The 13,209-nt window shown below is 58.5% G+C and carries 17 protein-coding genes; 9 read left to right on the top strand and 8 right to left on the bottom strand.

Annotation, left to right across the window (positions count from 1 at the left end):
* Nucleotides 1-283: 283 nt before the first annotated feature.
* Together IB245_RS28605 and IB245_RS28610 are read right to left on the bottom strand one after the other, a co-directional pair.
* Entirely contained in the window at nucleotides 284-646 is a 363-nt protein-coding gene (locus IB245_RS28605; RefSeq protein WP_192496327.1) for a DUF6463 family protein, read from the bottom strand.
* Between the two features lie 103 nt (nucleotides 647-749).
* Nucleotides 750-1,799 carry an alpha/beta hydrolase family protein gene (locus IB245_RS28610; RefSeq protein WP_192496328.1) on the bottom strand — a complete coding sequence of 350 codons (1,050 nt, stop codon included), beginning with the start codon at nucleotides 1,797-1,799 and terminating at the stop codon, nucleotides 750-752.
* Between the two features lie 366 nt (nucleotides 1,800-2,165).
* Here IB245_RS28610 and IB245_RS28615 point away from each other — a divergent pair, with 366 nt between their 5' ends.
* Nucleotides 2,166-2,864: a two pore domain potassium channel family protein gene (locus IB245_RS28615; protein WP_192496329.1), complete on the top strand. Its 699-nt coding sequence runs from the start codon at nucleotides 2,166-2,168 to the stop codon at nucleotides 2,862-2,864.
* A gap of 68 nt (nucleotides 2,865-2,932) precedes the next feature.
* Here IB245_RS28615 and IB245_RS29225 read toward each other — a convergent pair whose 3' ends face one another.
* Complete coding sequence (locus IB245_RS29225) at nucleotides 2,933-3,067, bottom strand: hypothetical protein (RefSeq protein ID WP_263286214.1); 135 nt, start codon at nucleotides 3,065-3,067, stop codon at nucleotides 2,933-2,935.
* Between the two features lie 202 nt (nucleotides 3,068-3,269).
* Here IB245_RS29225 and IB245_RS28620 point away from each other — a divergent pair, with 202 nt between their 5' ends.
* Complete coding sequence (locus IB245_RS28620) at nucleotides 3,270-3,719, top strand: anti-virulence regulator CigR family protein (RefSeq protein ID WP_008030792.1); 450 nt, start codon at nucleotides 3,270-3,272, stop codon at nucleotides 3,717-3,719.
* A gap of 132 nt (nucleotides 3,720-3,851) precedes the next feature.
* On the top strand, nucleotides 3,852-4,367 hold the full coding sequence (locus IB245_RS28625; protein ID WP_192496330.1) for a hypothetical protein: 516 nt from the start codon (nucleotides 3,852-3,854) through the stop codon (nucleotides 4,365-4,367).
* A gap of 80 nt (nucleotides 4,368-4,447) precedes the next feature.
* Here the strand turns inward: IB245_RS28625 and IB245_RS28630 are convergent, their stop codons facing one another.
* Together IB245_RS28630 and IB245_RS28635 are read right to left on the bottom strand one after the other, a co-directional pair.
* On the bottom strand, nucleotides 4,448-4,882 hold the full coding sequence (locus tag IB245_RS28630; RefSeq protein ID WP_008039556.1) for a GFA family protein: 435 nt from the start codon (nucleotides 4,880-4,882) through the stop codon (nucleotides 4,448-4,450).
* Between the two features lie 27 nt (nucleotides 4,883-4,909).
* The gene (locus IB245_RS28635) at nucleotides 4,910-5,851 is read right to left on the bottom strand and encodes a carbon-nitrogen hydrolase family protein (protein ID WP_192496331.1); all 942 of its coding nucleotides are present in this window, start codon (nucleotides 5,849-5,851) and stop codon (nucleotides 4,910-4,912) included.
* Between the two features lie 103 nt (nucleotides 5,852-5,954).
* Between IB245_RS28635 and IB245_RS28640 the strand changes: the two genes are divergently transcribed.
* From IB245_RS28640 to IB245_RS28650, 3 genes are all read left to right on the top strand, one after another.
* Entirely contained in the window at nucleotides 5,955-6,644 is a 690-nt protein-coding gene (locus IB245_RS28640; RefSeq protein WP_192496332.1) for a winged helix-turn-helix transcriptional regulator, read from the top strand.
* A gap of 42 nt (nucleotides 6,645-6,686) precedes the next feature.
* A complete protein-coding gene (locus IB245_RS28645) occupies nucleotides 6,687-7,013 on the top strand; it encodes a low molecular weight protein tyrosine phosphatase family protein (RefSeq protein WP_192496333.1) in 327 nt (108 codons plus the stop codon).
* An 89-nt stretch (nucleotides 7,014-7,102) separates the two neighbouring features.
* Nucleotides 7,103-7,576 carry a DUF6130 family protein gene (locus IB245_RS28650; RefSeq protein ID WP_192496334.1) on the top strand — a complete coding sequence of 158 codons (474 nt, stop codon included), beginning with the start codon at nucleotides 7,103-7,105 and terminating at the stop codon, nucleotides 7,574-7,576.
* 72 nt (nucleotides 7,577-7,648) lie between these two features.
* Here IB245_RS28650 and IB245_RS28655 read toward each other — a convergent pair whose 3' ends face one another.
* Nucleotides 7,649-8,602 carry a LysR family transcriptional regulator gene (locus tag IB245_RS28655; protein WP_192496335.1) on the bottom strand — a complete coding sequence of 318 codons (954 nt, stop codon included), beginning with the start codon at nucleotides 8,600-8,602 and terminating at the stop codon, nucleotides 7,649-7,651.
* A gap of 215 nt (nucleotides 8,603-8,817) precedes the next feature.
* On the opposite strand from IB245_RS28655, the gene IB245_RS28660 reads away from it, so the two are divergent.
* From IB245_RS28660 to IB245_RS28670, 3 genes are all read left to right on the top strand, one after another.
* Nucleotides 8,818-9,558, top strand: coding sequence for an AzlC family ABC transporter permease (locus IB245_RS28660; RefSeq protein ID WP_032828838.1), 741 nt, complete (start codon nucleotides 8,818-8,820; stop codon nucleotides 9,556-9,558).
* Nucleotides 9,555-9,881: an AzlD domain-containing protein gene (locus IB245_RS28665; RefSeq protein ID WP_192496336.1), complete on the top strand. Its 327-nt coding sequence runs from the start codon at nucleotides 9,555-9,557 to the stop codon at nucleotides 9,879-9,881. Before IB245_RS28660 ends, IB245_RS28665 begins: the two co-directional genes overlap by 4 nt.
* Before the next feature lie 148 nt (nucleotides 9,882-10,029).
* The gene (locus IB245_RS28670) at nucleotides 10,030-10,242 is read left to right on the top strand and encodes a DUF1059 domain-containing protein (protein ID WP_008030813.1); all 213 of its coding nucleotides are present in this window, start codon (nucleotides 10,030-10,032) and stop codon (nucleotides 10,240-10,242) included.
* Nucleotides 10,243-10,345: 103 nt separating this feature from the next.
* Here IB245_RS28670 and IB245_RS28675 read toward each other — a convergent pair whose 3' ends face one another.
* Nucleotides 10,346-11,233, bottom strand: coding sequence for a DUF2950 domain-containing protein (locus IB245_RS28675; protein ID WP_192496337.1), 888 nt, complete (start codon nucleotides 11,231-11,233; stop codon nucleotides 10,346-10,348).
* Nucleotides 11,234-11,259: 26 nt separating this feature from the next.
* Nucleotides 11,260-12,765, bottom strand: a complete 1,506-nt coding sequence (locus IB245_RS28680) for a DUF3300 domain-containing protein (RefSeq protein WP_192496338.1) — start codon at nucleotides 12,763-12,765, stop codon at nucleotides 11,260-11,262.
* Nucleotides 12,766-13,209 lie beyond the last annotated feature (444 nt).

A 13,209-nucleotide genomic window follows, 5' to 3' on the forward strand; every position in this document is an offset into this window, starting at 1 on the left:
CGTGCGGACTAGCGGCTCACTTCGCATGAAGGTAACTCCTCAGAAGGGTTGTGCAGCACAGGTGGAAATCTGTTATCCCGTGATAACAACTTCAAACTTTCAATTAATACGCTAGTGAACGCACAGCATTCTCTATGCCAGAAAACTGAACAGCCAATCATTCCCGGCTGGCGACGCAACTTGATCCCCTGGCCAATGAAAGTTGACACAGGAATCGGGTAATACAGCCCGTTTATGGGGGATTTTTCTCATCGTGGGGGGGATATTGCGGGGGGAGCTTTAGTCAGGCGTACAAGCCATACCCTGCCGCGATGAGCAGCGGAGAAACCAGCAGCGTTGCCCAAAACCCCGATTTTGGAACAGCAATGACGCAAATGATCGAGATCATCAGCACATAGATGCCGACCATTTTAAGTAACGCGAGATCCCCAACGGCTACGGCGTGAATCGCTGTATGCCCTGCGAGCATAAAAAGCGGACCCAGCAGGGTAAACCAAAGGGCGGTACGCCGATCTTCGTGCGCTCTGAACTGGTCAATGAAGCCCGCGTCTACAGCGGCGGCGAATGCTGTTTTGAACTTGAAAATACCTAACGGAATATGGACGACGCCCAAGGCGAACAGAGTCCATGCGACGATGTTGGACATATCGTTAATGCTCCGTAACGGTAAGGTTGGATAAGAGAAAGGGGCGGATTATTTCTGAAAATAAATCCGTCCCCTTTTGACCTGGCAGTTAATAACCTCGTCCTCATTTGTTGCGAGGTGACTGCGGCAGAAACTCGGTGATCAGCGAAGTAACCTGCTGTTGGATCAAATCCCGCGAGCGAGCGCCATTACCATCGCCATCCCGGCAAATGATGCCATCGCCTGGCACTTCTTCTTCGAGCATCGCTTCTGCGCCCGGTTTGCACACTGACAGGAAGCTGAAATGGCTTGCGTCGCTGATTTCGACGTAACGGCTTGACGCCGGAGGCAGGCGTTTGGCCAGGTTGGCAGACTCCAGCTCAGCGGGAAGATCGTGCGACGGTACGCCGGCAGCGATCACCAGCGTTGGTACCGGCAGCGCGGCCAGGCTTTCATCGGTCATGCCCCGTGAAAGGCCCAGGTCCAATGTGACCACCGCCGTGACGCGTTCATCGCGCAAATCGGCGGCCAACGCGGTCTTTGCTTCTGAGGTGCTGGCGGGATTCATCTTTCCGTAGACGTTGCAACTTGCTAACTGCGGGTGGGCTTTGCAGTCTTGAGCGAAGCGGTCTGGATCGAAACGGGCACCGGCGATCTCCAGGGCGGTCCAGCCGCCGAGTGAATGGCCCACTACTGCAATTCGGTCATTGGCGACCAGGCCGAATTTTTCCGGTTGAGCCGTGACCCCATCAATGGCTCGGCTTACATCAACGGGCCGCTGCCATAACTGCGCTGCTGCTTGAGGGCTACGGTCATGAGTGGTGCTGCCAGGGTGATTGATTGCGGCGACGATGTAACCCCTGTGAGCCAGAGCGCTGGCAAGCCAGATCTGGTTGCTCCAGTTTCCTCTGTACCCGTGGGAGAGCACCAATAATGGATGCTTGCCAGCAGCGGGCGGCGCGTCTCGAACGGCAGAAGCCCCGACGAACACCACATCATCGCCAATCAATTGCGTGGCGGCGGTCGTTGCACTGGGGTACCAGACGACCATTTCCAGTGTGCGGTCATTGTGCGCATCCGCCAGTGTGGAAGAGCGGAAGCCGACAGGGTTCTCGCCAGCGAGCGCGATAGTCGTCAGGCAGGTCAATAACAGGGCGCTAAAAGCTATTTTCAATGTCGTTTCTTCCTTGATTGGACAAGTACATGGCAACCGGAACCCGCCGTCAGGCGCATCTATCTCCGTACGGAGTCGAGTTCATGGGGGTGCCTATAAGCACGGACATTAAAGCCCACATTCGAACCGTCGCGCACGACTTTCATCATTAACGCTGTTCTCGGTCTTTAGTCAGAAGACTGAACGCTAACTTTTGGCCGATTGCTGTCAGTCGATCAGGGTAGAAATTGCCCCATAGTTGTCCGGCTGAATCCTCTCACATGCATTCGCGACTAGAATTCCACTGCCGACACTTCTAAAACCAGGCCAGTTTTAAAACCTGTAGCGTCAGGTCTCGAACGTTGTTTCGGTCTATAGGAAACCGGTATGACAGATCCGAAAAACAAAACCGAATCCGATGAAGATCTAAGTCAGATGGTCATAGGGCGAGGGCCCTGCACCTATCTGTTGCTGCTCTTACTTGGATTGATCCTCCTGTTTCCCTTTCTTGAGGAGGGCATATTTGCCCGCACGTTGCTCGGCATTCTGTTTTCAACCGTGCTGCTCGTGGGCGCTTTCGCCACCCGGCAGACTCGGTGGGGGTTCATCCTCAAACTGGGCCTGGCGTTGCTTGGGGTTGGCCTGCAATGGACGGCGTTGTGGGTTGGCAGCATCGCGATTCTTAATCTTGCCGGGATAGCTTATGCGGCATCTCTTGCAGTCTCGTTCATCGGAGTGCTTCGCTATATTCTCCAGCGCGGGCCGATTACGGCCGACAAGCTGCATGGCGCGCTTGCGGGTTACATCCTGCTGGCCTTCGTCTGGTCCTTCGTCTATGCCTTGCTCGAGATATCCAGCGCAGGCTCATTCGGCCCAAGCCACCTCGACTTTGGACAGCCCGGCACGTTCTTCAAGCTGATCTATTTTAGCCTCACGACGCTCACAACCACCGGTTACGGTGATGTTCTCCCGTTGACCAACCATGCCCGCTCACTTGTGATGGTCGAAGAATTTTCAGGCGTCTTTTATGTGGGTGTTGTGATAGCGCGGCTTGCCGGTCTGTATCCGTCGAATCAGACGAAGTGACTCTCGATTTGCTGTGGCCGGACCGATGCCGCCAGTCGGGGGTTATGTTCGCTGTTGATCGCTTTCCACTACGACTTCTTCGACGGGTAGTTGCCACGCAAGCCCCCGGACTTGTTGCCGGTTTTGCCGGGCAGATTGGGCACCACCGGGCGGGATCTGGGCTGAGGGTTGGAGCGGCTGCGGGGTTGAGGTTGTTTGCTCATTGTTCACCTCCTGAAAACGCCTGGCCACTTGGCGCTTTGCGTTGACACTTGGCTAGTGTGCTACGAGTTACCAAAATCCGCAGCACACAAGTGCAGACAAAACGGGCGTGGGGCCAGGCCATAAATAAGCGGAACTGGAACTCACATCGTCAATAGCGTCTAAATTTCAGAGAGACAACCCGCCACTCTGAGGGAACGACTCATGCACAGATCACGCTCATTGGTTGCCGCGATTACATGCCTTGCGCTGGTTTGCGGCTCAGCGACCGCATTGGCTGATCCTGGTAATGGAAAGGGCCAGGGAAAACCGCAAAACAATCAAGTCCATGGCAATCAAGGCGGCAAAGGCAAAAACGCCGGAGGCGGTGATTGGAGTCATGGCCCCAGTATCAATCAGGGAAGCATTCTCGGGATCGTTGGCGAATACAGGGACTACTGGAGTCCCGGCCCTGCGTTGCCACCCGGAATTCAGAAAAACCTCGCTCGAGGAAAGCCGCTTCCACCCGGCATTGCGAAAAAGCTGGATGGACGCCTGATTGGCAGGTTGCCGCATTATGATGGATACGAATGGCAGCAAGCAGGCACCGATTTGATACTGGTCGCACTGGCAACCGGGATCATCTATGAAGTCCTCAACGGGGCCTTTGACTGATACTTGAGCCCTGCGGTTGCGGTGCTTTTTTGGGGGGGGAGCGCACCGCACTCCGTCCGTCGCAGGATTTGAACTGTCGCCGGGCAATTGCGTCCTAATGCATGCGATATCAACCACCTTACGGAAGCAATCATGCTTTTAAAAAACAAGAGTTTCGTTGCTGTCATGTCATGCGCCCTCATGCTTGCAGCCGCCCCATTACTCCCTGCTGACCTCTCTGTCATGAACTCCGCCTATGCGAAGGACGGCAACGGAGGCGGTAATGGCGGTGGTGGTGGTAACGGCGGCGGCAACGGCGGCGGTAACGGTGGTGGTAATGGCGGCGGTAATGGCGGTGGCCACGGCGGCGGAACAGGTGGCGGTCACAGCGGTTCCGATCACGGCAACGCCAACAGCAACGGCCATGGTAATGGGCTGAGCAGCGATCATGCCGGAAGGGCTGTTCGCGACCGTGGCGAAAGCGGAAACCACTACGGCAGTGACCGCAATGGTGAGCGCGGTCATGGCACAACGACGTCTGGCATCGCCCATTCCAAAGACACTCGCGGCGTGGCCAAAGCCTCCGCAATCTCGGCCTCGACACCCGGGGACCACAACGCGAAAGGGTTGAGCAAAGCCGGGACGTCGATTTCAAAGAAATCGCACTGATCAGCGTCACTCGCAGCACGCAACCCTGAACAAAACGGGCGCCCGACAAGGCGCTCGTTTTTTTTACTCCGGTGTCAGCGCTATTCGTCCACGCTGATACCCGATCCTCCCAGTTCGTTGGGAACATCCTTCAGCTTGGGCAACCCATCCTTCATGCGCAGCACGCTCTCCTGATAGTGCACGTGAACGCCTGGCGAGTACGCGAGATCCGGAATGATCGCGGCATACACGTCGACGAGCCCCATGCCCGGGTGCTCAGTGAAGAGATGCCCGCCACACGTCTTGCACCACTTGCGGTAACTCTGCGGTGTCTTGTTGTAGGTGCCGATGTTGTCAGCTCCGCGAGTCACCTGCACCGCCTCGGGTTTCCACAGCGTGAAGGCGTTGACCGGTCCTGCTGACCAATGCCGACACGACTCGCAATGGCAATAACCCATCCCGACCGGCTCGCCACTGACCGTGAGCTCGACTGCGCCGCAAAAACAACTGCCCTTGTAAGACCGTTCACTGTTCATTGCATAACTCCCATCAATGGTTTGCCTTCACCCGTCGATATAGCGCACCGCAGTCGCCGGTGTGCGCCGCACCTGCAATTCGAAAATGTCAGGGCGCGCGTAATGCCCGGTGACGTCGAGCGCTCGCCGCGCTGGCGCCACCTGTGCGACGTCGATGTCCGCATACAAAATGCCGGCCTCCCGGTGCAATGGACCGGCGACGATCCGGCCTTGCGGATTGACCACCACCGAGTCGCCGTCGTTGATCCATTCCTGCGGATCGGGAAACAGTTGCGCACGCGCCGGAAAGTCTTCGGGGATGTCGCTGCCGCGCAGTGCGGTGCCACTGCCGAGCACCCAACAGCGTCCTTCGAGTGCAATGTGACGCATCGTGCTGATCCAGCCATCGCCCGTGTCGTACGTGGGGGCGACGTAGATTTCCACCCCTTGAGCATAGAGTGAATAGCGTGCCAGCGGCATGTAGTTTTCCCAGCAGATGAGCGCTCCCACGCGACCGACCGGTGTCTCGACCGTACGCAGGCCGCAGGCATCACCGAAGCCATGCACCATGCGCTCGGGATTCGTTGGCATCAGCTTGCGGTGTCGGTTGAGCACTGCGCCGTTCGCGCCGATAACGACTACGCTGTTATAGAGCGTGCCGCCGCCATTGCACCGGTCGCATTCATTGATGCCGCACACGATCGTCACGGCGTGAGCCCTCGCGGCCTCGCACAAAGGGCTCAGGTCACCGTTCGTAATATCAACGGCGTTGGCCAGCAGCTGCGTGTGCAACTGGCCCATGACAGCCCCGTCCTTTCCCGCCGCCAGCCGCCAGATCCACGACGGGTAACCTGGAATGAACGACTCGGGCAAAACGATCAGCGAAGCTCCCGCCGCCGCAGCTTCGGCGACCGATTGCACGGCTCGGGCGATCGTTGCGCCGCGATCGAGCAGCACGGGCGGGCGCTGAATAATGGCAACCTTGGTCATGGCGTTCACCTTTGGTTCTTGGCTTCGAAGGCTTGAGCGTGCGCGTAGCGAAGTGGCGGGGCTAGTTCAGAATCTGAAGCGTTGTAATTGCGGAGCCCAGGCAATGGACGAAAGCTACGGTCAGTTCTGCACGGTCGCACGCGGTGCCGAAGCACTGTGTGAGCGCTGGACACCTTTGGTCGTGCGCGAACTGTTGTGCGGCAGCAAGCGCTTCAACGAGCTGCACCGCGGCGTCCCCCGGATGTCCACCAACCTGCTGACACAGCGGCTGCGCCATCTGGAAGAAATCGGCGTCGTGCACCGCACGGCCACGGGCAAAGTCTGGGAGTACAGCCTGACCGAGGCGGGCAAGGAGTTGCGTCCCATCATCATGGCGCTGGGTCATTGGGGCGCGCGCTGGATCGGCAGCCGCCTGCGCGATGACGAACTCGACGCGGGCTTGCTGATGTGGGACGTGCGTCGGTTCGTGCGCATCGAAACATTCCCGCCCCGACCGGTGGTCATCCACTTCACGTTCCGCGACGCACGGCCAGGCGAACAAGCGTGGTGGCTCGTGGTTGAAGAGGGTGTAGCCGACCTGTGCCGCGACGACCCTGGCCGCGAACTGACCCTCGTCGTGGATTCCAGCGTGCGCGCATTGACCGAGGTGTGGACGGGCGACCGCACGCCGGGGGACGTTCTTCAGTCGCGAGAGCTGCGTGTGGATGGCGCCGTACAAGACGCGAAAAGCCTGTGGCGCTGGCTTGGCACAAGTGCGTTCGCGGGCACCCGGAGTGCGGCAGTGGCCCGGTAATTCGCCTGAGTCTCAGGCGCGTTAACTGTCGGGAGTCATACGATGTTGAACGTACTTTTCATCTGCAGCCAAAACCGCCTGCGCAGCCCCACGGCCGAACGGCATTTTGCTGACTGGCCGGGCGTGAAAACCGCGTCGGCGGGCATCAGCAACGATGCGTATGTTCCGGTCAGCCTCGAGCTGCTGCAGTGGGCTGATCTGATCGTTGTCATGGAGCCCATTCATCGCAACAAACTGATGGCTCGATTTGGTTCGGAACTGGCGGACAAACGCGTCGTTTGTTTGGACATACCGGATGTTTATCAGTACATGGAGCCGGCGCTGATCAAGCTATTGGATGAGAGGGTTGCGCGGTATTTGCCTTCCTGAAGTGAGCGGCAAAAGACGCCCCGTCAGCCCTGCAATGCATTCTCTGCAATGGACTAGCCTTGAGTAACATCATGCGGGAGTAGAACGCCATGTCCCTCGCTCTCAGAAATCTGTGTGTCCTGGTCTTGGGCGGCTTTTTTTGCATGGCTGCATTCGGTGAAGGAGAAGCGGATACCGATCACCCACCGGCAATACTCCCGCTGGAATCCGAAGCGCTGCCAAAACTCATTGCCTATCCACCGCTTGCCGAACCGTTGGCCCGCGGTGTTGTCATCATCCAGTATCGAACAGAGCACGCCAGGATCATGCCGGTATTTGGCAAGGCAGCGGGTGAAGTTTCACCTCGTCTCAGCCACCTCCACGTGACGGTCGATGACTGGAAAGGTACGTGGGCGCATACCAGCGACGGTCCGATTATCCTGGTTGGACTGACGCCCGGTGCTCACAAGGTTCTTCTGGAAGTGGCCGACCCGACTCACAAGATCCTCACCGGTGCGACAGTGAGTTTTACCGTTCCCGAGAAGAAATCATCAAACGTCTCCCACATGGACGCTGGTGGCTGAAGCGTTCAGCGGGTGTTTCATCGTCTGCTGTTTTTCAGGTGCGGCTTTTCAGCTGCCATCTTCGCAAATCACTCACTTGAACTGAGCAACCAGCCAGTCCTTCAAACGCCCGCACGCAGGATCATCCGCCTTCTTCTCATTAATCATCAAATGCTGAACCGCCTCCCTGAGCGTCAGCTCTTCCGTCACCGGCCGAACCAGGCGCCCCTGCTGTACCAGATGCCTCACCAGATGATCCCAGCCCAAGGCGACACCTTGATTGTCCAGCGCCATTTGCACCAGAAGGCTGTAGTCGTTGCTGCTGAAGTAGTGCGGATTTTCCGAGGCCGGGATCTTCAGGTCATGGGACTGGAAAGCGAACCACACATTCCAGTCGACCTGTTCCGTCAACTGGGAACGGCCATAAGGGTTCAAGTCCAGCAGGACGCTGTTGCGCATGCCCTCCAGGGTCCTCAGTTCTGGATGCGCTTCCAGATAACCAGGCGTGCACACGGGGTAGACGACTTCGTGAAACAAGGGGATTCGCAGATAGCCGGGGCGCAAGTCACTGGTCTGGGTGATGAAAATGTCTGGAATGATTCCGGGCTCCATCACCAGAAAATGCTGGGTGGTGATGACATTCAGGTCGACATCGGGATTGGCGCTGAAGAAGTCTTTGAGCCTGTGGGATAACCAAAGCGCCGACAGGGCGGGCGAGCAGCAAAGTGTCAGGGTGCGCTTGTCGCTTTTTTCCCGACGGATTCTTTCGGTTGCTTGAAAGATGTTGAGCAAGGACAGCTGTGCAGCATCGAAGAGCGCTGTGCCCGAGGCTGTCAGCCTGACTTCCCTCCCGGTGCGCGTGAACAACTCGGTGCCCAAGTAGAGTTCCAACTCGCGAATCTGACGGCTGATCGCCGCCTGGGTGACACACAATGCCTCGGCGGCCCGGGTGAAGTTCCGATATTTGGCAGCGGCCACGAAGGATCTCATGGCCTTGAAGGACGGCATTGAGAGCAGGGCCTGATCAGGCTGGGAGCTTTTAGCCATAACAAAAACTACCTGTTTTCTCGAAAAAAAAGTCGGTTCTGCCCATCGGGCTCTGGGTCCACACTCTACCGCACGAAGGGCTGCGGACCATGGGCCAGGCAAAGATCTGAGCAGATGACGCGCAATAGCCCCAGCTTACCCTGTATCGCGCAGCGGAATGGCTGGCGTCACGGCCCATCGAACCGCCAGCGCGAACACCAGACCAAGGAGTCGAAATGCCGTACCGAACAGCGAGGGAAGCGTTCATGCAAGGCGTCCGGGCGCTCATTCCATTGAGTCCCGGTGTCGTTCCTTTCGGCCTGCTGACGGGGGTCATGGCGATCAACATGGGCATGTCGCCCGGCACAACCATGGGCATGACGCTGCTGTTCTACTCGGGTTCCGCGCAGATGGTTGCACTGCAACTGCTGCATACGGGGGTTGTGCCGCTGGCGATTGTCGTCACTGCGCTGGTCATCAACTTGCGCTTCATCATGTACAGCGCGTCACTGGCGCCTTACATGCACCACTTGCCCAAGCGCTGGACGTGGCCTTTGTCCTACATGCTTTCTGACCAGTCCTACGCGCTGTGCAGTCTCAAGCTGTCTTCAGGCGAGCTGGGGGCATTCGCGCATCACTACTATGCAGGCACCGCCGTGGCGATGTGGCTGTCCTGGCAATTGTCGGTATTGGCCGGCGTCTACCTGGGCGCAAGCATCCCCGAAACCTGGTCGTTGAGCTTTGCCATACCGCTTTCCTTTCTGGCGCTTCTGGTGCCCGGCATACGTAACGCGGCGAGCCTGGGTGCCGCTGTGGTCGGTGGGATGCTTGCGGTGTTGGCGATCAACATGCCCTACAACCTCGGGCTGGTCACCGCTTCCATCGGCGGGGTCATGGCGGGACTGTTGATCGAGACGGTTCGCAAGCGCCCATTGAGCGAGGCGCGGGTCCATGACGTCGAGAGGGAGACACCATGAATGATTTAGCCTTGTGGGGGATGTTCCTGGCGGTCGGCCTGGGAACCTTCGCCATGCGCCTTTCCTTTGTCGAACTGTATGGTCGGCTGCGCATCCCGGCATTGCTGAGTCGGGCCTTGCTTTACGTACCGGCGAGTGTGCTGGCGGCCCTTGTGCTGCCCGCGGTGGTGTACCCCAGCGGGCAGAGTGAGTTCGTGTTGAACAACCCGCAGATACCCGCCGCCATTATCGCGGCCTGGGTCGCCTGGCAGACTCGCAATACAGTCCTGACACTGGCGGTCGGGATGGGAGGGGTGTGGTTATTCAAGTTTATCGGGCTGTAATGCGCCGGGTGCAGCGGGCTCGAAGTGCTTCATAGGAAACTGCGTCTTGTGGCGGGCCTATACTTCAAACGTCAGCACACTCGATGCGACCTACGTCGAGTGATCTTTCATGCAGGTCACGACCTGCCTTCATCGAGAGGAGAGGATCATGGCGCGTAAATACATCGACTGCCGCGAGTTTCCAAGCGATACCAAATGCTCGGTCGCGCTCTGCGCAGACTCTGAAAACGAACTGCTCGAGGCTGCCGCACAGCATGCGGTCAGTGTTCACAAACACACCGACTCACCGGAACTGCGTGCTCAACTGAAAACGATGTTTCACGACGGCACCCCTCCCGTTGAAGCACCGCGCTCGGTTTAGCAAAAAAGGGACAGGCTACGATTAGATGAGAATTGTCGTCTGTCCCGTTTTTCTGAGGGCGGCTTCGAAGGTCCCGGTAACGGGTCGGCGGGGCGGAAAAATACTACTGCTTCTGATCTTCCACCTCCTTCCAACTGTCGTCTGGATCAAACCGTTTCATCGACTGCGCCAGTTTGTAACCGTCAGGTCCCAAGTCTTTCTCGAACACTTGGCCTTCATGACTGATCATGAAACTCATCACCCCGGTGTCTTTATATTTCGTCGGCCAGGCGATCAGTGCAAAACCGCGACTCATCTTGTCACCGATAAGGTAACTGTAGGCGCCACCCGGTGCCGAAGGGCCCTGGCCTTCAAGGATGCGAAAGTGATAACCGTGCCAGTCTTCGTCGGCAATGCGTTGGCCGAACAAGGGGCCCAGCGGGCTGATCTGACCGCTGTCGTCGTCCTGCCAATAGAGCCCGTCGTGCTTGCCGGCGGTGCTGAAAAACTTCTGCGCATACTCAAGGGCGCCGTCACCGTCACGGTCCTCTGACGCATAGTCCATCTGGGCGTCGTGGTACGTCAGCGCCGATTGCAAGGCGGCCAGTTCGTTGCGGCCAATACGACGGACACGGATTTCTGCGCTGCCGGCCTTAATGTCAAAGCGCCAACCTTTCTCCACTTTTGTCATAGGGATCGGCAATGTCCAGTGGTCACTGCCCACCGACAGGATCGCCTTGCGGTCGCTGGCTTTTTCAATGGCATGTTGCTCGTGGTATTGCTTGATGAACGCATCCACATCACTGCGTTCCACGCCTTCGCGCGGGATGAAACTGCGCCATTCAGCGCCCAGCAACTCTGTCAGGCGTGCCTGATCGGCGTGTTCCGAGCCCAAAGCGTCGACGAACGCTTGAGCGGCTTTTTCTGGCGTGGGAAATACCTGCTGTGCCGTGACAACGCACGACCATGCCAAGCCGGCAGCGATCACCAAAGCCTGAGCGGGCAGGCCCATGAGCGTATTCATTCGAGGATAGTGTTTCAACGACGGCCCCCCCCCCTTTGACGCGCAGGCGGACTGGATGGCCGACTGACCTGATGGCCAGCTGATCGCGCCGCACTGGGACGTTGCGCGGATGCCTGACTGGCCCGTCCACGATTGACCTGCGCGCTGGTTTGGGACGGTGCGCGCGCTCCGGCGAATGCGTTATTGCGGGCGCCGCCCTGACTGGCGGCGGGTCGTTGTGGCGCCCGTTGTGGCGCCGTTTGGCGCGTCTGGGCACGCTGATTGGCGTCGGCGGTCTGTCTTCTGGGCTGCTGACTCTCGCGAGTGTTTCGGGCTGTGCCTTGGCCCCTGTCAGCTGCCTTCGGTCTGTCTGCGCCTTGGCTCCTGTCAGCCACCTTCGGTCTGTCTGTACCGGCTTGCTTGCGATTGACGCCCGCAGTCTGGGCGGCACTCGCTCGATCACGGGCTTCGCGGTTACTGGTCGCAGGTCGCTCGATACCGTGCCTGTCCATCGAGCTTCGGGCTTTTTCACGGGCCTGGGCGCGCTGGGCATTGTCCCCGCGATAGGCATCACGCTGGTTGGCACCATCCAGTTGGCGGCCGTACTGCTGGCGGCTCCTGTTGTCGCGATAGGGCACGCCATCGCGATGAATGGAGTTGTGCTGCCAATTGTTATTGGTGATCTGGTTATTACGGTTGATGTTGTTGTAGCGGTCGATGTCGATGTCGACATCGTTATTGCCCCAGTCACATTCACCCCACAAAGAGGCGACGATCGCGACGCCGGTCCCAAACGCCAGCCCGGCCATCAATGCCGAACCGGGGTAATAGGCGGGCGGCGGAGGGTAGTAAACAGGAGGTGAAGCCGGGTAGGCCCAAGTGCCGTAGGTTGTTGTCGGGTTGTAGGTAGGGACGTACACCACCTGCGGATCGGAGGGCTCAATGATAATGGTGGTGTTGTTGGCAGGGAGCTGAGCCGGCGCTGGCGCTGAGGGGGCTGGTGCGGGTGCGGGTGGCGCCGCGGCCTGAACCGTCACGTTCTGATACTGGTTGCTCTGCAGGTTGCCGGCTGCTTGCGCCTGATGACGCAAGCGTTGCACACCCTCCATGACATCGTCGGGCTGCGCCAGGAATGCATCACCCAGGCGCTGTACCCAAACGGGATCCTGTCCCAGCGTTGCAAGGACCTGCGGAAAGGCCACCAACGCCTGCACGCTCGGATCCCACGGCTGGCTAGCCACCTGTTTGACCGCATCATCACCCTTGGCATCGGGGTGCGCCTTGGACCAGGTCACCGCCTCGGTGACTTCCCCAGGGTAAGTGGTGGCCATCAGCACCTGAGCCAGCAACGGGTCCGGGTAAAGCGCAATGGGCGCCAACATTTGATCCAACTGCTCTTCGGTAAACACCGCGTCTTTGACCGCCGCCGCGACGGGCGCCGGCTCGGCAGCGCTTGCGGCCGCCTCCACTGGCTGCGCGAGAAGGGCAGGGCTGCTCAGAAACAGTACGGCTGACATCGCGAAAAACAACGGAATGCTCATCGCGCGGCCTCCATGTGGCCAGGCAGGTTTGAAACGACTGGATCAATGTCGGAAAGGTGAAAGCAGGTAGCCTCAATGCCTCAGGCTAAGGGTAGTAGCTAAGATATTTTTCGCCATGAGTTTTGTGTGGTGGTTTTTGGGTTGCCCTTTACGTAGCGATTTGGAGGCGCGTCACCCACGCCTTGCTGGCCTGAGCCGATGCACAAACTGTAGGAGCGAGCCTGCTCGCGATGGACCTGAGGATGACGCGTTTATCCAGCAAACACGCGTTTTCGTTAACGTCCATCGCGAGCAGGCTCACTCCTACAAGGGGACGGTCTGTAGTGGTCTAATGAAACCGGACACCCATTTAGGCGAGAATGCTCGCCAGATCGAGGTGTCAGATGACCAAACAACGCCGCTCCTTTACTCCTGAATTCAAGCGCGAGGCTGCCGACCTTGTGC

Source organism: Pseudomonas sp. PDM02 (assembly GCF_014852285.1).
In the GTDB taxonomy this organism is placed as follows: domain Bacteria; phylum Pseudomonadota; class Gammaproteobacteria; order Pseudomonadales; family Pseudomonadaceae; genus Aquipseudomonas; species Aquipseudomonas migulae.